The sequence below is a fragment of the uncultured Limosilactobacillus sp. genome, from assembly GCF_934202705.1.
Lineage (GTDB): Bacteria > Bacillota > Bacilli > Lactobacillales > Lactobacillaceae > Limosilactobacillus.
In genome coordinates this window covers 14,347-32,866 of the sequence record NZ_CAKPYE010000015.1, presented here as the reverse complement: position 1 = coordinate 32,866, position 18,520 = coordinate 14,347, and the positions used below count along the sequence as shown (strand labels likewise).

Genomic DNA, 18,520 nt, shown 5'->3' with positions numbered 1-18,520 from the left:
TAAAGAATGCTGGTATATCAACATTTACTTATCATCAACTTCTTCATCAGTCTTCAAAACGGCCATGAACGCTTCTTGAGGAATATCCACTTTACCCACAGCCTTCATTCGCTTCTTTCCTCGCTTTTGCTTATCTAACAATTTTGCACGCCGATCGGGATCACCAGTGTGAATTCGGGCAGTAACGTCTTTCCGATAAGCTTTAATATTTGTACGTGCGATAATCTTCGAACCAATAGCTGCTTGAATTGGGATTTCAAAATTTTGTCGTGGAATAATCTTCTTTAATTTAGCCGCAATTTCGCGCCCACGTTCAGCCGCAAAGTCACGGTGCGTAATGAAGCTCAAAGCATCCACCTTGTCTCCATTCAATAGAATGTCAATTTTGACCAGGTCGGAAACACGATAATCATCAATTTCATAATCGAGTGAGGCATAACCACGCGTACTGGACTTAAGTTTGTCGAAAAAGTCAAAGATAATTTCCGCCAACGGGATATGATAAATTACGTTGACCCGCGTATCACTCAGGTACTCCATTGTGTCAAATTGACCCCGTTTTCGTTGGCAAAGCTCCATGACTGCCCCAACATAATCATTTGGTACCATAATAGATGCCTTGACAAATGGTTCTTTGATATCTTTGATTTCTGTGACATCAGGCATTTCAGCAGGATTTTCCACTTCCTTCATTGAGCCGTCATGCATATCTACCTGGTAAGTAACGGATGGTGCTGTGGTAATTAAATCAAGATCAAATTCTCGTTCTAATCGCTCCTGAATAACGTCCATATGCAAGAGACCTAGGAAACCACAACGGAAACCAAAACCTAATGCTTGTGATGATTCAGGTTCAAACGTTAATGCGGCGTCGTTCAATTGTAATTTTTCAAGAGCTTCACGTAAGTCATTAAACTTAGCATTATCAGTTGGATAGAGTCCGGCATAGACCATTGGTGTCATTCGACGATAACCAGCAAGTGGTTCAGCAGTCGGTCGATTAGCACTCGTCACCGTATCGCCGACCCGAGTATCTTTAATGTCCTTAATGGCTGCAGTAATGTAACCAACATCTCCTGCCATCAAAACATCTCTAGCCAGTGGTTTCGGTGAGTTGATCCCAACTTCAGCCACTTCGTATTCAGTACCACTATTCATTAAACGAATGCGATCACCCTTTTTAACCGTTCCTTCAAAGACCCGCACACTCAAGACGACCCCTCGATAATCATCGTACTTAGAATCAAAAATCAAAGCTTTTAACGGTGCTGTTAAATCGCCGGTCGGTGCTGGAACATCTTGAACTATTTTTTCTAAGACCTTATCAACACCTAAACCAGTTTTCGCACTAATATCAACAGCGTCATCCGTATCCAGACCAATTTCATCTTCAATTTGTTGCTTGGTACCTTCAGCGTCTGCAGATGGAAGATCAATTTTATTAATAACCGGCAGAATTGCCAAATCATTGTCCAGAGCAAGGTAGACATTGGCGAGTGTTTGAGCCTCAACTCCTTGAGTTGCATCAACTACTAATACCGCTCCTTCGCAGGCTGCTAATGAACGCGAAACTTCATAAGAAAAATCGACGTGCCCTGGCGTGTCAATTAAGTGAAAAATGTAATCCTGGCCGTCTTTAGCATGATAAGTTAAAGCGACTGCATTCAGCTTAATGGTAATTCCCCGTTCGCGTTCCAATGGCATATCATCAAGGATTTGATCCTTCATTTCGCGTTTTGAAATGGAATCGGTCATTTCCAAAATTCGATCAGCTAACGTTGACTTCCCATGATCAATGTGCGCAACAATCGAAAAATTACGAATTCGTTTTTGGCGCTCTTTCATTTCATCTAAATTCATATTACTACTCGCTTTCTTAATGCGTATTACTAGTAATTATAGCAAAAAAACAGTTGAACAAAAAGCAAGCGCGATCATGATCGCGCTTGCCATTACTTTTCATCAAAAGCATCTTTTAATTTATCAAAAAAACCGCTTTTAACTCCCTTAACATTCTCACCAGAAGCTGCTGCAAAAGCCATCATCGCTTCCCGTTGTCGTTTGTTCAAACTCTTTGGCGTCTTAACATGGATCCGAACATGTTCATCACCGTTGCCTTTACCATTCAAATGTGGAACACCTTGACCACGAAGCCGGAAGTTAGTCTCCGATTGAGTTCCGGCTGGAATCCGCAGGTCAACGTCACCATGAACAGTCTTAACTTTAATTTTATCACCAAGGGCTGCTTGTGAGAATGAGATATCTCGATCAACAAAAATGTTAGCGCCATCTCGTTCAAATTCACGACTTGGCGTAACCCGGAAAACAATGTACAGATCACCGTAAGGCCCACCGTTAGTTCCGGCTTCTCCTTGGCCCTGAAGTCGCATTTGTTGACCATCATCGACTCCAGCTGGAACCTTCACCTTTAATGCATGTCGTTCAGCAATATGACCATTACCATGGCATTTCGTACATTGGTCTTCCGGCTTAATTTCCTTACCAGTACCATGACAAACTGGGCAGGTTTCTTGAGACTGCATCATCCCCATCATTGTTTGTCGTTGACGTAAGATAAAGCCCCGGCCATGGCATTCGTGACAAGTTACTGGTGACTTACCAGGTTTAGTTCCCGATCCATGACACACATCACACTGCGCTTCACGATGATACTTAATCTCGGTTTCCTTACCATTAATCGCATCCATAAAGTCAAGTGTCATAGTGTACTGTAAATCACGGCCTTGTTGTGGTGCGCTTGGATCGCGTCGCGCACGCCCGCCGCCAAAAATATCTCCAAAAATGTCGCTAAAATCACCAAACCCTTGAGCACCACTAAATCCCTGGCCATTAAAACCACCAAAGCCTTGTCCTCCGGCATTCGGCCCAGTTGACCCAAATTGATCATACTGAGCCCGCTTTTGTGGATCGGTCAGTACCTCGTGAGCTTCATTAATCTTTTTGAACTTTTCCTCCGCTCCCGGTTCATGATTAACATCCGGGTGATATTTCGCTGCTAATTTACGATATGCACGATTAATTTCTTTTTCGGAGGCATCCTTTTTGACACCTAAAATATCGTAGTAATTTTCTTCAGCCATCAAACTTCCCTCGCTCTTTAATAATTGTGGTTAAGTATACCATAAATGAAAAGCCAAAGTCCGGTCACCCGGCCTTTGGCTTTCATTTGGCCGACAATTACTTCTTGTCGTCAGGATCAACTTCTTGGAAGTCACCATCAACGGTGTTACCATCGTTACCTTTATTATCATCTTTTCCAGAACCGCCAGTTGGATTACCTTGCTGTGCTCCCCCATTTTGTTGTTGAGCTTGTTGGTAAAGCTTTACGGTTAAGTCTTGCACAATCTTGTTTAAATCATCCTTCTTGGATTTCATTTCTTCAATATTGTTGTCATCCTTAGCCTTTTGCAAAGCAGCTTTGGCATCCTTGGCCTTCTTGATTTCATCATCAGAAACTTTACCCTTCAGTTCCTTCAGAGTCTTATCTGTTTGGAAGAGCAATTGATCAGTTTCATTCCGAACATCTGCTTCTTCCTTCTTCTTCTTGTCCGCATCAGCATGCTCTTCAGCATCCTTCTTCATCCGTTCAATTTCTTCATCGGAAAGACCTGAACTAGACTTAATCGTGATATTCTGCTTCTTATGTGTTCCTTGATCCTCGGCTGAAACATTGACAATCCCGTTCTTATCGATGTCAAATGTAACCTTGATTTGAGGAACACCACGTGGTGCAGGTGGAATGTCCGTCAGTTGGAAGTTTCCAAGCGTCTTGTTGTCAGCGGCCATTGGGCGTTCACCTTGCAGAACGTGAATGTCAACTGCTGGTTGATTATCCGCAGCCGTTGAGAAGACTTGACTCTTTGATGTTGGGATTGTCGTGTTACGATCAATCAGCTTTGTGAAGACTCCACCCATAGTTTCAATTCCAAGTGAAAGCGGGGTTACATCTAGTAAAACAACATCCTTAACATCACCAGTTAGAACCCCACCTTGAATAGCAGCACCTAAAGCAACGGCTTCATCAGGATTAATGGAATGGTTAGGTTCCTTACCGGTTAATTCCTTCACCATTTCTTGTACTGCCGGAATCCGCGTTGAACCACCATTCAAGATGACTTGGTCAATATCACTAAATGATAAGTCAGCATCTTTCAAAGCGTTCATAACCGGTTGCTTGGTCTTCTCAACCAGGTCATTAGTTAATTGATTGAATTGAGCTCGAGTTAATGTCTTTTCCAAGTGAAGCGGACCATTTTCACCAGAAGTAATGAATGGTAAACTAATTTGTGCTTCTTGAACACCAGAAAGGTCTTTCTTCGCCTTTTCAGCAGCATCCTTTAGCCGTTGCAAAGCCATCTTGTCTTGTGACAAATCAACACCATGTTCTTGCTTAAAGCCGTCAATCAACCAATCCATAATCTTTTGGTCAAAATCATCACCACCCAGGTGAGTGTCACCGTTTGTAGAAAGAACTTGGAAGACACCGTCGCCTAATTCGAGGATGGAGACATCAAAAGTCCCACCACCAAGGTCGTAAACTAAAATCTTTTCATCCTTGTCTTCCTTATCTAGACCATAAGCTAATGAAGAAGCCGTTGGTTCGTTAATAATCCGTTTAACGTCCAATCCAGCAATCTTTCCGGCATCCTTTGTCGCTTGCCGTTGAGCATCGTTAAAGTAAGCAGGAACAGTAATTACTGCCTTATCAACAGTATCACCAATATAATCTTCAGCATATTTCTTCAAATATTGAAGAATCATTGCTGAAATTTCTTGTGGGGTGTACTTCTTACCTTCAATATCTACTGTATAGTCTTTTTCACCCATATGACTCTTAATTGACTTTACAGTATTCGGATTAGTAATCGCTTGACGTTTTGCAACTTCCCCAACTTGAGTTTCACCATTTTTAAATGAAACAACCGATGGAGTTGTTCGGCCACCTTCTGGATTCGTAATAATCTTTGGTTGATTACCTTCCATAACGGCAACTGCGGAGTTGGTAGTCCCTAAATCGATACCAATAATCTTGTTACTTGCCATAATTATCCCTCTTTTTATTAATTAATCTTCACTATTGAGCAACAACAACCATAGCTGGCCGTAAAACCCGATCTTTCAAAACATAACCTGCTTGAAGAACTTGAACTACGGTGTCTGCCTTTTGATCACCACTAGCGGCAACTGTTTGGACCGCCTGCTGAGTGTTCGGATCAAACTGTTTACCTAATGCATCAATTTCCTTGATATTATGATCTGCCAACGCTTTTTCCAAATGATCATGTACCATTTGAATTCCCTTTTTAAGCTGCTGACCATTCTCATCTGTAACGTTAATTGCTAACGCACGTTTCAAATTATCAAGAACTGGTAAAATACTAGTTGCTAGGTCTTGCCCATCGTACTTTGCCATCTGACTACGTTCTTTTTCAAAACGCTTCGTCATATTTTGAATTTCTGCTTCTGCCCGTAAGAATTGGTTATCTTTATCTTCAAGTTGTTTTTTCAGATCTGCTACTTGATGTTCCAACCGATCAGTAACTGATGGTGCTTGCTTCTTAGATGAAGTAGCAGTTTGAGCTTCATCATTCGGTTTCTTATTTGAAGCTTGCTCTTTTGACTTTTCTTGTTTGGCCATCTAATCCCTCCTAAGAACCATAATAATGATGATAGTAATTCAACAACCGCTTGGCCAATTCCTTTCGAAAGGCATCAACAATACCAATCGTCCTTGAATACGGCATCGCAGTTGGTCCTAATACGGCGATCATTCCTTCACCATATTGATCAACATCATACTTAGCGGTAATTAACGAATAGTTATTTAAAACATCACTATTCGCAATCTCATTGCCAATTTTAACTGTGATTCCGGATCCTTCACTGTCCGAATCAATGATCCGCGAAATCCGGTCATTCGTGTCTAACAATTCATACAATGCTTTCATTTCGTTTGGGCTTTGCTTTCCCGCAATTCCCATTAGGTTTAGCCGACCACCAATAAAGAAACGCTCTCGTTCTGCTTGTGAAAGAATACTATCAAAAATATCTAAAAAGCCTTGCGGACTTTCTAAGTAATGATGCACTTGAATTGGTAACTCCGTTTGTAATAATTGAACGACTTCCACCAAGGTCTTACCCGTTAGCTGATCATTAATCATTCGAACTACAGCTTCTAATGCATCGGTATCCATGTCCCGAGGAATCCGAAAAGTCTGACTTTCAACGTCACCAGTATCAGTCACTAAAATTCCCATTACTTTCTGATTGCCTAGCGGAACAAGACGAAAGCCACTTAAACGAGCATCTTTTTGTTCAGGCTTAATCGTAAATGCAGTCAATGAAGTCAATTGTGATAAAATATCAGCAGAGTGCGAAATGATCTCGTCAAGTTTCACAAAGTTCGTTCCTAATGAGTTTTGAATAACCACAAGGTCATTGTCAGAAACACTATCAGGATCTAATAAATGGTCAACATAGTAACGGTACCCCTTCTTAGAAGGAATCCGTCCTGAAGAAGAATGCTCTTTTTTGACCATTCCTTCATGTTCTAGAAAAGCCATTTCATTACGAATTGTTGCCGAACTTACCTTCATTGGTAACTTACTAACTAATACTTTTGAACCAACAGGTTGACCCGTATTAGTGTATTGTCGAACAATTGCCTGTAAGATGGCTTCTTGACGCTGTGTTAACATTTTGATCACTTCCTTTTAGCACTCTTTACGCCTAAGTGCTAAACACACTTTATAATATAACAATCATTAATCCAAAAGTCAATAATAGTCAAACTTTTTCTGGGAGAAAATTATGTCTGAACAACATCACTATATCCAACCTCACAATGTCCACGAAGCAATGGTATTAATTCAAAAGCTATTTAATGAATATCGCCACGCACCCCTAACTGAGGTTCTGCTGAACTATCACAATAATTTAATTACCCGTCTCCGTTCAGATATTTATGAAACGGCCGTTCAGGAAGGTAATTCTGAGCAACTACATAATCTTAAACTGATGATTCAAGCAATGGAAACCTGGACTAAAATTAGATTAAACAGACAACCGTTTAACGGCAAAATGAAAAACTTCCGCTTGGTTATTAATCAACATCCTCATTTTAGACATCAAGTTCATAAGATTAGCTCACAACGTAACCATCGCGCTAGCCGTCACTAAACATATTTCTAGAATAGCTAAAAAATGACCATGAACAAATAATGATTCATGGTCATTTTACTAGATTCATTTAATTAGTTAGAATGACGACTTCGTAAAGCTTTTTCTGCTTCTTCGTAATCGTCAAAATGATGCTTAGTTTTACCAATAATTTGATAATCTTCATGCCCTTTCCCAGCAATAATAATTGCGTCACCAGGCTTAGCATGATTAACTGCATACTGGATTGCTTCCCGACGATTAAAAATCACTGTTGCTTGATTCTCATCTATCCCAGCGAGCATATCATTCATAATCTTTTTGGGATCTTCCGTCCGCGGATTGTCTTCAGTTAAAATTGCGTGGGTACTATTGTCTACTGCAATTTTTGCCATCTGTGGCCGCTTTTGTGCATCACGATCTCCACCACAACCAACAATACAGTAGATATCGTGTTCAGCAAAATCATTCAGTGTTTCCAGAACGTTAAGTAGGCCATCCGGTGTGTGAGCGTAATCAACAATCACACTCACTCCAGTATCAGAAGGTACTAACTGAAACCGTCCCTTAACACCTTTCACTCGGCTTAAAGAATCGACAATCTCTGTCAAATTAGCGCCTGCTGCATAAGCCGCACCTACAGCAGCTAAACAATTATAAACATTAAACTCGCCAATTAAGTGAGTTTTGACATGCTGAACCTGATCAAAAACATGTAAATCAAATTCGGTCCCGTGAATGGAAATCTGAATGTGATCTGCATAAATATCAGCTGGATGCTTAATCCCATAGGTTAAAATATTGCTAGTTGTGTAGTCAATAAATTCTCGACCAACCGGATCGTCAATATTCATAACCGCAGTTTTACCAGTAAATGTGTTGCCCATTTGGGCAAATAGCAGACTTTTGGCTAATTTGTACTGACTCATTGTCTTGTGATAAGCTAAATGATCTTCAGTAAAGTTTGTGAATACACAAATATCATAGTTGATTCCCCACACTCGTCCTTGAACAAGAGCGATCGAAGAAACTTCCATTGACACGGTTTTAACATTCGCATCACGCATTTTCGCTAACGTTTTTTGATTAGTCAAAACATCTGGCGTGGTATTAGCGGTTGGGTAAATCTGATTATTTACTTTCCGATACATGGTCCCAATTAAGCCAGTTCCCTCGCCTAAGTCATGAAAGACTTCTTCAATTAAATGGGTAACTGTCGTTTTCCCATTAGTACCAGTCACTCCAATCATCTTCATTGATTGACTTGGTGACCCATAGAATTTATCTGCTAAAAAGGCCATTGCCCGATGAGTATCTTTTACATAAACAACCGGCACAGTCGTTTTAACCGGTTCTTGAGCAATAATCATTTTAGCACCTTTATCAACCGCTTGAGAGACAAAACGATGTCCATCAACATTAGCACCCACAATCGCAATGAAAATGGCTCCTGGCACAATTTGGCGAGTATCTTGTGTCACAGTTATCACATTAAAGTCTGTAAAATGCTCTTGAGATAATCGTTTATATTTAATTACTTGAATTAAGTCACTTGCTAACACAGTCGCTCTTCCTTCCTGAATGGTGTTATTTATTTAAGTTGTTGCTACCAATAATTGTACAACCATGCGCCGTAACCCGATAGGTTGACCGCACCCGAAATGGAATTTGAGCATTCATCGCGATTTTAACTGCTCGAGGATGCACAACTTTTGCTCCATGATTAGCCATGCTCTCCATTTCCTCATATGTTAAAAATGGAATTACCTGCGCATTAGGATCTTGCTTCGGATCATGATCCATCACACCATCAACATCCGTAAAAATGTCCACAAATCGTGCACCAACCGCTGCCCCAATCGCGGTAGCGGAAGTGTCTGAACCCCCGCGACCCAAAGTCGTTACGTGTCCGTCGACAGTGACACCTTGAAAACCAGCTACTACTACTACATCAGCATTCTGGAATGCGTTAGTAATTATCGTTGGGTCAACATAGTCAACCTGCGCGCTTTGATAATTTTGATTAGTATGAATACCGGCCTGTGCACCGGTTAAGCCAGTAACATTCATTCCGCGTTGACGCGCTTGATTGACCATCACAGACATCGAGATTAATTCTCCAGTAGCCATCAGCTGATCTAACTCCTGATTGTTCAACTTAGTTTCTTGACCATCGCTAACCAAGCCAAATAATGAATCAGTAGCGTAAGGATCGCCTTTCCGACCCATTGCAGAAACTACCATTACCACTTTATATCCTTGAGCAATGGCAGCTTCAACATGATCTAAGGCCAAGTCACGCGAAGTTCGGTCCTGAACCGAAGTTCCGCCAAATTTTTGCACAATAATTTTTCCCATTTTTCGTCCTCAATTATTTTAACGCAAACTAAAATGGTGATTTGAAACTAGAATCAGCATCAACAATATACTGTTGATACCATGTCATAAAGGTAAGGATCGTCCAAATCTTACGAGAATTATCATGAACTCCCTTTCGGTGATCCTCTAATAATTGCAAGAAGTATTGCTTATTAAAGAACTGATCGGTTGGTGAATCAATAATTGTTTGCCTTGCCCAATCATACATCTCATCCTTTAACCAGAAGCGAATCGGCACTGGAAAGCCTAATTTCTTTCGATGAAGAACATGTCCTGGGATCACATCTTCGACTGCCTTCCGGAGAATTTCTTTAGTGGTGCCATCCTTAATCCGCAAATGACTTGGAATTTGCGAAGCAACCGCAAAAACCTCTTTATCCAAGAATGGAGTTCGCAATTCTAGACTATGAGCTAAAGATGTCCGATCAGCATTCCGCAAAAGATCACCATTTAGCCATGCATGAATATCAATAAACTGCATCTTAGTAATGGGATCATATTGTTGCGCATTTGCATACCACGGCGCCATAGTTTTCGCGTATGAGTGAGCATCATTATAGTTCTTGAAGAAACGTTTCTTTTCTTGTTCGTTAAAAATAAACGCATTCCCAACATATCGTTTTTCTAGTGGAACCGTTCCCCGCATCAGGAATGATTTTCCTTTCATTCCTTCTGGCATTAGTTTACTAATCGCGTGTAAAGCCCCGTTTAAAGGTTTAGTGTACTTAAATGGGCGCAACGAAATTGGTTCATGATAAATGGTATAGCCACCAAATAATTCGTCTGCACCCTCCCCAGTTAGCGCTACCTTCACTTGTTCACGCGCCGTTTTAGTCAAGAAAAACTGTGGAACTGCCGCTGGATCAGCCAGCGGATCATCCATTGCCCATACGAAATATGGGAAGGCTTTCATAAATTCTTGTGGTGTAATTACATGGCTATAATTTTCCACACCAAGCACATCCGCAGTTTCTGTTGCAACATCTAATTCACTATAACCCTCACGTTGGAAGCCAACCGAAAAAGTCTTTAGGTTGTCATTAAACTGCTTAGCAATTGAAACCACTATTGTTGAATCAATTCCACCAGAAAGGAAGGCGCCTACTGGAACATCAGAACGCATATGAATCTTAACGGAATCAAAAAGAACATCCCGAACTTCTTTTGCGTATTCTTCTTCACTCTTTTCAACCGGGTGGAAAGTCGTGTCATAGTAGCGTTGCAACTTTAATGGCTGACCGACCTTTTTAATAAGTGACATTCCCGGCAACAAAGCTTTGATGTTTTTAGACAAGGTTTCAGGCTCAGGAACATATTGGAATGTCATGTAATCCTGTAATGCATCATGGTTAAATTCTTGTTCACGCAGAACCGGATATAAAGCTTTTTCCTCAGAACCGTAAAACAATTGGTCATCCACTTCTGCATAATAGAATGGCTTAATTCCAAATTGATCACGGGCTGCAAACATTGTCTTTTCTTGGCTGTCCCAGATCACAAACGCAAACATCCCACGGAAATGCTTTGGAGCATCTACACCCCACTTATCATAACCGGCAAGGATCACTTCTGAATCTGAATCACTCTTAAATGAGTATCCATCTGCTTTTAATTGGTTACGTAATTCAATGTAATTATAAATTTCGCCATTAAACGTTAACATGTAACGTTCATTGTCATAAGGCATTGGTTGGTGGCCAGCCGCAGTCAAATCAATAATGCTTAGCCGCCGAAACCCCATTGTAATATTGTCATCCTGAAAATAACCAGCGTCATCTGGTCCCCGATGAATAATCATATTGTTCATTGTATGAACAGCATCATTCATTCGCGCCGCAGAAGCTAACTTTTTATCAGATAATGCACCTGCAAAACCACACACAGGAAATCCACTCCTTAATCTCTTTTTCTCTTTTTATTCGTTTTTTACCAGTCTTAATAGTAGCAAAAACAGCGTAAAAATCAATCATCCATCTTTGATCTTACGATTTATTTTAATGGTTGTTGACTCAATACCTTGTGACTCGTTACTTGATCTTTTTTTAGTTGAGTCACTAACTCCTCAACATTTGCAAATTTAATTTCATCGCGCAAATGTCGTATCCACTGTACTTGGACATGTTCACCATAGATATGACGTTCAAAATCAAAAATGTTGACTTCAATTGTCTTATTCATTTGTTTACCAAATGTTACATTATAGCCCACACTAGCCATCCCATTAAACCATTGGCCCTGAACTCTTATACGAACTACATAGACACCTACCGCTGGAATTCGTTCATTCTCAGGCCACTGAACATTTGCCGTTGGAAAGCCAATTGTCCGTCCACGAGCAAAACCGTGGACTATGATGCCGGAAGTCGTATATAAATAACCCAACAGTCGATTGGCCTGAGCTACTTTTCCTCGATCAATCAACTCACGAATTAATGTGGAACTAACCTTTAGATGATCATCACCACTGGTTAATTTGCCCACCGTTTTGATGGTAAATCGGTTGTTAGCATATTCCGGTAATTTTGTCATATTAGCAATGTTTTTCGGACCATATGTGTGATCAAATCCGGCAACCACAGTACTTGGCTGAAGCTCCATTACCACTTCATCAACAAATGCTTGGGGACCTAACTCCCCGACAGTCGACGTAAAATCCATAACGTAGGCAATATCAACACCAAATTGTGCTAATAAATGTAACTTATTTTTTAATGGTGTGAGGTACCGAACAGGCTGACCTAACTGACGAAACACAATCGCTGGTAATTTATCATACGTCAAAACTGCTAATGACTGATGTTTCTGCTCTGCAATTTTCTTAGCGGTAGCCAGAACTTGTTGATGTCCACGATGAACGCCATCAAAAAACCCCATTGCTAAAACTACTGGGCCTTTAACCACTTGAGTGAGCTCCACCGGATAACTTAACCGAATGTCTTGCATATTCTCACCTACTTCACAGAAATCATCGTCGCCGGTTTATAATCGGCTCCTGCCTTTTGATAAATCGCCTTTGCTTGCTCATCATACAATAACACAATTTCTTTTTCAGTATGCTGCAGTTCACTCACTTTTAGCCATCCGCCATTTTGTACTAGTTTCCACTGCCGACTGGATAAGGGAACTTGCGGATAATCTTTTAAAACAAATCGAGCCGGAAAAATATAATTTTCAATGGTATTCTGATTAACCGCTTCTTTTATATCATCAAGACTTAAAGTTTGATCTAATTCAAAGCCGCCACTTTTTAAACGAGTTAAAGCGGCCATTGTTCCTGGGAAACCAAGTTTTTTAGCAAGATCGACAGCTAAGGTCCGCACGTAAGTCCCCTTTGAACAGGTAACTTCAAACCGCACCCGTTGTCTTTGATGCTTAGCATCATAATAATCAGCGAGCAACTTAAATTCCTCGATCGTCACTTCTCGTTGTGGTCGATTCACAGTTTCACCAGCGCGAGCATACTCATAAAGTCGCTTACCATTGACCTTGACTGCAGAGTACATTGGCGGAACTTGAATAATTGTTCCAGTTAATTCTTGCATTGCTGCTTGAATTTGTTGACTACTAAATGGTTGAGCCACAACTTTTTCATCCACAATTTCACCATCGAGGTCTTCAGTAGTGGTCGATTGACCAATTATTAATTCCCCCGCATATACTTTTCCTGAGGCCATTAAGTACGGCACCAGCTTTGTGGCAGAACCAATACAGATTGGCAAAACACCACTCACGTTTGGATCCAACGTCCCCGAATGACCAATTTTTTTGGTTTGTAAAAGTTGGCGAAGTCGACGAATGCAGTCAAAGCTCGTCATCCCGCGTTCCTTATAAAGTGGTAATACGCCATTCATTATTAATTTTCTCCTCCGATCGTTATAAAAATGGCTCCAAAGCCCGGCGAGCCGAACTCAGGAGCCTGATGATAATTATAATTGATCTTCCTGATGTAGTTTTCTTAACAACTCATCAATCCGATTACCATAAGCAATCGATGGATCTCGCTTAAACATAATTACGGGAGTCTTAAAAATATTCAGACGAGCCCCTAATTCTTTTCTAATTAAGCCAGTGGCCTTATCCAAACCCTCTTGAGCCTTTTCACCATCGGATGCTTTATCGGACAAAAGACTATAATAAATGGTTGCTTGCTGTAAGTCACCCGTTACATCCACACCCGTTACCGTAATCTTTTGAACTCGTGGATCACGAACCCGTTTAAGGAGAATATCGTCCACTTCACGCTGAATTTCTTGAGCTAACCGCTCTGGCCGATATCGTTTATTTGGCATTTTATCCCTCCTTACTTAACAGGAATTTCTTTCATTTGGTAGGCTTCAATGACATCATTTTCCTTGATATCATTGTAATTTTCAATGGTTAAACCACATTCAAAACCAGCCTTAACTTCTTTAGCATCGTCTTTGAAACGCTTCAAGCTCCCTAATTCACCATCATAAATAACAACACCATCACGAATCAGTCGAACCTTTGAATCACGGGTAATCTTACCAGTTGTAACCATACCACCGGCAATTGTTCCAACTTTAGAAGCCTTGTAAATTTGTTTAACTTCCACTTCACCAATGGTTTCTTCTTTATATTCAGGCTCCAGCATTCCCTTCATTGCGTCTTCAACTTCTTCAATCGCTTTATAGATAACTTGATGGAGCCGAATATCGATATTATTCGAATCAGCCATAGATTTAGCAAGCGGTGTTGGTCGAACGTTGAAACCAATAATTACTGCATTCGAGGCTTCTGCCAACGTAACATCTGATTCACTAATGGCACCAACAGCTTTATGGATAATGTCAACTCGAACACCATCAACGTCAATTTTCTGCAGACTTTGTGCTAACGCTTCCACAGAGCCTTGAACGTCAGCCTTAATGATAATTGGTAATGTCTTCATTTGACCTTTCTTCATCGTGTCAAAGAGGTTATCCAATGTCACATGAGAAGTTCGTGCACGCTCTTCTTCTTGAGCGCGTTTAGCACGTTCTTCACCAGCAGCCCGAGCTGTCTTTTCATCTTCGAAAACAACAAACCGATCTCCAGCCTGAGGAACATCATTTAACCCAGTAATTTCCACCGGTGTTGACGGCGTCGCTTTCTTAATTTTCCGGCCATTTTCGTTATTCATTGTCCGGACTCGACCAAAAGTATTACCGACAACGATCGGATCACCAACATGCATCGTTCCTTGCTGAACCAGTAACGTAGCTACTGCTCCTCGTCCTTGATCAAGCCGTGCTTCAACTACAGAACCAGCCGCTCTTTGGTCAGGATTAGCCTTCAATTCCATCATTTCAGCCTGTAAGAGGATCATGTCGAGTAGTTCGTCGATATTCTTATCAAACTTGGCAGAAATTTTGACAAAGATCGTATCGCCACCCCAGTCTTCCGGAACTAATCCATATTCCGTTAACTGTTCAGTAACATGATCGGGATTTGCACCGGGCTTATCAATCTTATTTACAGCTACAATAATTGGCGTCTTTGCCGCCTTAGCGTGATTAATAGCTTCAATCGTTTGTGGCATTACCCCATCATCTGCAGCGACCACCAGAACTGTAATATCAGTAATATTAGCCCCACGAGCCCGCATTTCAGAAAAGGCAGCGTGCCCTGGTGTATCTAAGAAGGTGATTAATTGATCGTTATACCGAACCTGGTAGGCACCAATTGCTTGGGTAATTCCCCCTGCTTCATGAGCAGTAACATGTGAGTGACGAATCTTATCGAGAAGCGTCGTCTTACCATGGTCAACGTGTCCCATTACGGTAACAACTGGTGGTCGTGGGACCATGTGCTCTTGATTCTTTTGTTCATCATCAAAGAACTTATCAAGATCGGCAATATCTTCTTGAACCTTCTCTTTAGCCTCGATTCCGTAATCTGCCGCTAAAATTTCAATCGTATCCTTATCAAGAGACTGGTTTTGATTAACCATGACCCCTAACATGAATAACTTTTTAACAATTTCCGCAGCTGACCGGTGTAAAACTTTGGCCAAATCTTGTGCGTTCATTCCTTCAGTATATTCCAGTACTTCTGGTAACGGACGATCTTTCCGCTGAGTTGGTTGCTTTGGTGCAACATTTCTCATCCGTTGATTATTTCGGTTTTTCTTATTACGTTTTTTGTTCTTTTTTCCATTACCGAACCAGTGAGCACGGTTTTGGTTATTGCCACCACGTTGGTTGTTATCATTCCGTTGTTGGTGATTCCGTTTGTTATCGGAATGTTGATTATTGTTAGGTTGCTGATGACGCTGAGACTTTTCTTGACTATAACCCTGTTTAGCATTCGAACGATCTTCTTTTTGCTTTACAGATTGCTGATGATTGGCTTTCTGCTTATCTGATTTATGAGACTTATGCTGAGGATTTTGGTTCTGTTTTGGCCCTTTAGCGGTTGGCTGTTTCTTCGCATCTTGATGATTACCACCCTTAGCTGCTTGACGGAGCTTGGCAGCTTGATCAGGGGTAACTGAAGACATGTGACTCTTAATACTCATTCCTTGGTCATTTGCAAGCTTAACTAGTTGTTTGCTTGGCATTTTGAGTTCTTTAGCTAGTTCGTAAATTCGTTCTTTGGCCATATGCTCACTCTCCTTTGTGCATTTGTTCGGTTAATTGTTGAAATTTCTTAGCGAATCCTGTGTCATTAATTGCAACGATTGAACGAGATTGCCCAATTGCTTGACTAATCTCTTTTCTACTAAATTCTTTACAGTAAGCAACTTCATAAAAACGGCACTTATCAGTAAATTTTTTCATTGTACTGGTACCAGCATCACTCGCAATAAATACAAAACTAACCGTTTGTTGACGGATTCCCTTTAAAACCAGAGGTTCGCCTGTTGTTAATTGATTGGCACGTTGTACTAATCCCAATAGTTGAAGGATCTGGTAATTAATCATTGCCAAATAATTTTTGTCGTGCTTGGGCATGATCAGCGTACTTAATTAATTCATCATAAAAGTCATCATCCAGGGTGACATTAAATTCCTTATCAAACGTGCGCTCCTTCTTTGCCAGCTCCGCGACTTTTACGTCTACCGCTACATATGCACCACGACCAGGTTTTTTCCCAGTTGGGTCTAATGAAACTTCATTTTCCTTATTTCTAACTACGCGAATTAATTGCCGTTTTGGCATCATTTCGCCAGTTACAATGTCTTTACGCATCGGTATTTTTCTCTTTTTCATTACTTTCACCCCGCTGCTTATTCTTCTTCAGGACCGCTGAATTCGTCCTCATCGTAATCATCGACATCTACTTCGGAAAGTGGCTTAATATCAATCTTATAACCAGTTAACTGAGCTGCTAAACGGACATTTTGCCCACGCTTACCAATTGCTAATGATAACTGATCATCAGGAACGATCACTGTACAGCCGCGGTGTACGCGTGGCTCAGTTTCTTCATCTTCATCCCTAGATTGAACTTCCTCAACTTCACCATTATTATCATCAAAAATAACGGCTTTAACTTCTGCTGGATTTAAAGCATTTCTAATAAAGTCTTCAGGTTCTTCTTCAAACTTGACGATATCAATGTTTTCACCGCCAAGTTGATTAACAATCGTTTGAACACGAGCTCCCCGCGGACCAACACAGGTTCCAACCGGGTCAACATTACTATCACGAGAGAAAACTGCAACCTTGGCCCGATCACCAGCTTCACGAACGATTCCTTTAATTTCAACAATTCCTTGGCTAATTTCTGGAACTTCTTTTTCAAACAACCGTTTCAATAAATCAGGGGCGGTCCGACTGACAAATACTTGAGGACCCTTAGTATCCTTCAGAACTCGAGTCACATATACCTGAACATGGTCATGAGTCCGGTAATGTTCATTAGGCATTTGATCGTGTTTGTTCATTGCCGCTTCAACACCACCAGTTAAATTAATGTAAATAAATCGGCTATCTTCACGCGCAACTTCACCATCCACCAAATCATCTTTTAATTTATTATACTTTTCATAAACGATTCGGCGCTCTTCTTCTCGTAATTGTTGAAGAACGACACTTTTTGCCGTTTGAGCAGCAATTCGTCCGAAATCATTCGGTGTCACTTCTTCTTTAAAATCATCGCCAACCTCATATCCGTGGCTTACATGCATGGCGTCGCGTAAACTAATCTGTTCAACGGGATTAGTAACCTCATCCACAACCTTTTTAGAAGCAAAAACTTTGAAATCACCAGTTTGTTCATCAATTTTCACTTCAACATTAGCATTGTTATCATCGTAATTCTTTTGATAAGCATTTGCTAAAGCATCGGTAAGAGCGTTGATAATGACGTCCTTTTTAATTCCCTTTTCTTTCTCTAAAACATCCATTGCTTCGAGCAATTCTGCTTTTTGTTTTTTTGTGCTCATGATTTAGTATAGCTCCTTTTTAAATTTTCACAGCTAAGCGGGCTTTTGCCACCAATTTTCTTGGAACAGTTAATGTTTTATGACGAGTCTTATCAAGATAATCAATCGTTAACTCATCTGCCGTCACAGTTTTAAGATAACCTTCATACGTTTTTTTGCCATCAATTGCTTGATACAAGGAAAGATGAATGTAATCACCAATTGCCCGTTGGTAATCAGCTTCCCTCTTCAGCGGTCGTTCAGCACCTGGCGAAGACACCTCCAAAAAATATGCTTGCGGAATCGGATCCGGTTCACAATTATCTAGCGCATCACTTAATTGGTCGCTAACGTTAACACAATCTTCAAGGGTAATTCCACCAGTTTTATCGATGTAAACACGCAAGTACCAGCTGTGCCCTTCTTTGACAAATTCTGTATCAAATAAATAGAACCCATATTGATCTAAAATCGGTTGAACTAAATCATTTACAGTCTTAATGACATCTTTCGTACTCAAGTTGTCACCTCCAATTAATTACAATAAAAAGAGCGAGCATCACTGCTCACCCCTTCCCGAAGTTATTTAC

At 40.7% G+C, this 18,520-nt stretch carries 17 protein-coding genes; 1 reads left to right on the top strand and 16 read right to left on the bottom strand.

Translation table 11 applies throughout. The features are described from left to right. Positions 1-24: 24 nt before the first annotated feature. The 5 genes from lepA to hrcA form a co-directional block, all read right to left on the bottom strand. Complete coding sequence (gene lepA, locus Q0C76_RS08660) at positions 25-1,860, bottom strand: translation elongation factor 4 (RefSeq protein ID WP_295732057.1); 1,836 nt, start codon at positions 1,858-1,860, stop codon at positions 25-27. 92 nt (positions 1,861-1,952) lie between these two features. Then, positions 1,953-3,101 (bottom strand): molecular chaperone DnaJ, encoded by a 1,149-nt coding sequence (gene dnaJ, locus Q0C76_RS08655; protein WP_295732054.1) that lies wholly within the window; start codon positions 3,099-3,101, stop codon positions 1,953-1,955. Positions 3,102-3,198: 97 nt separating this feature from the next. Then, the gene (dnaK, locus tag Q0C76_RS08650) at positions 3,199-5,064 is read right to left on the bottom strand and encodes a molecular chaperone DnaK (RefSeq protein WP_295732052.1); all 1,866 of its coding nucleotides are present in this window, start codon (positions 5,062-5,064) and stop codon (positions 3,199-3,201) included. A 31-nt stretch (positions 5,065-5,095) separates the two neighbouring features. After that, positions 5,096-5,659, bottom strand: a complete 564-nt coding sequence (grpE, locus tag Q0C76_RS08645; RefSeq protein WP_295732048.1) for a nucleotide exchange factor GrpE — start codon at positions 5,657-5,659, stop codon at positions 5,096-5,098. A gap of 10 nt (positions 5,660-5,669) precedes the next feature. Further along, positions 5,670-6,719, bottom strand: a complete 1,050-nt coding sequence (gene hrcA, locus Q0C76_RS08640) for a heat-inducible transcriptional repressor HrcA (RefSeq protein ID WP_295732045.1) — start codon at positions 6,717-6,719, stop codon at positions 5,670-5,672. A gap of 112 nt (positions 6,720-6,831) precedes the next feature. Here hrcA and Q0C76_RS08635 point away from each other — a divergent pair, with 112 nt between their 5' ends. Then, positions 6,832-7,200: a hypothetical protein gene (locus Q0C76_RS08635; protein ID WP_295732042.1), complete on the top strand. Its 369-nt coding sequence runs from the start codon at positions 6,832-6,834 to the stop codon at positions 7,198-7,200. A 74-nt stretch (positions 7,201-7,274) separates the two neighbouring features. On the opposite strand, the gene Q0C76_RS08630 is transcribed toward Q0C76_RS08635, so the two are convergent. From Q0C76_RS08630 to rimP, 11 genes are all read right to left on the bottom strand, one after another. Continuing rightward, a complete protein-coding gene (locus Q0C76_RS08630; RefSeq protein ID WP_295732039.1) occupies positions 7,275-8,741 on the bottom strand; it encodes a UDP-N-acetylmuramoyl-L-alanyl-D-glutamate--2,6-diaminopimelate ligase in 1,467 nt (488 codons plus the stop codon). A 25-nt stretch (positions 8,742-8,766) separates the two neighbouring features. Beyond that, entirely contained in the window at positions 8,767-9,537 is a 771-nt protein-coding gene (locus Q0C76_RS08625) for a hypothetical protein (RefSeq protein WP_295732036.1), read from the bottom strand. Positions 9,538-9,565: 28 nt separating this feature from the next. Continuing rightward, positions 9,566-11,440, bottom strand: a complete 1,875-nt coding sequence (asnB, locus tag Q0C76_RS08620) for an asparagine synthase (glutamine-hydrolyzing) (protein WP_295732033.1) — start codon at positions 11,438-11,440, stop codon at positions 9,566-9,568. 107 nt (positions 11,441-11,547) lie between these two features. Further along, complete coding sequence (gene ribF, locus Q0C76_RS08615; RefSeq protein WP_295732030.1) at positions 11,548-12,501, bottom strand: riboflavin biosynthesis protein RibF; 954 nt, start codon at positions 12,499-12,501, stop codon at positions 11,548-11,550. An 8-nt stretch (positions 12,502-12,509) separates the two neighbouring features. Beyond that, entirely contained in the window at positions 12,510-13,409 is a 900-nt protein-coding gene (gene truB / locus Q0C76_RS08610) for a tRNA pseudouridine(55) synthase TruB (RefSeq protein ID WP_295732027.1), read from the bottom strand. Positions 13,410-13,484: 75 nt separating this feature from the next. Beyond that, on the bottom strand, positions 13,485-13,847 hold the full coding sequence (gene rbfA, locus Q0C76_RS08605; RefSeq protein WP_295732024.1) for a 30S ribosome-binding factor RbfA: 363 nt from the start codon (positions 13,845-13,847) through the stop codon (positions 13,485-13,487). Between the two features lie 11 nt (positions 13,848-13,858). Next, the gene (infB, locus tag Q0C76_RS08600) at positions 13,859-16,162 is read right to left on the bottom strand and encodes a translation initiation factor IF-2 (RefSeq protein ID WP_295732021.1); all 2,304 of its coding nucleotides are present in this window, start codon (positions 16,160-16,162) and stop codon (positions 13,859-13,861) included. Between the two features lie 4 nt (positions 16,163-16,166). Beyond that, on the bottom strand, positions 16,167-16,484 hold the full coding sequence (locus tag Q0C76_RS08595; protein ID WP_295732064.1) for a ribosomal L7Ae/L30e/S12e/Gadd45 family protein: 318 nt from the start codon (positions 16,482-16,484) through the stop codon (positions 16,167-16,169). After that, a complete protein-coding gene (locus Q0C76_RS08590; protein WP_295732018.1) occupies positions 16,477-16,773 on the bottom strand; it encodes an RNase P modulator RnpM in 297 nt (98 codons plus the stop codon). The genes Q0C76_RS08595 and Q0C76_RS08590 overlap by 8 nt, the downstream gene beginning before the upstream one ends. 17 nt (positions 16,774-16,790) lie before the next feature. Next, complete coding sequence (gene nusA / locus Q0C76_RS08585) at positions 16,791-17,951, bottom strand: transcription termination factor NusA (protein WP_295732015.1); 1,161 nt, start codon at positions 17,949-17,951, stop codon at positions 16,791-16,793. 19 nt (positions 17,952-17,970) lie between these two features. Further along, positions 17,971-18,450 carry a ribosome maturation factor RimP gene (gene rimP / locus Q0C76_RS08580; RefSeq protein ID WP_295732012.1) on the bottom strand — a complete coding sequence of 160 codons (480 nt, stop codon included), beginning with the start codon at positions 18,448-18,450 and terminating at the stop codon, positions 17,971-17,973. Between the last annotated feature and the right edge of the window lie 70 nt (positions 18,451-18,520).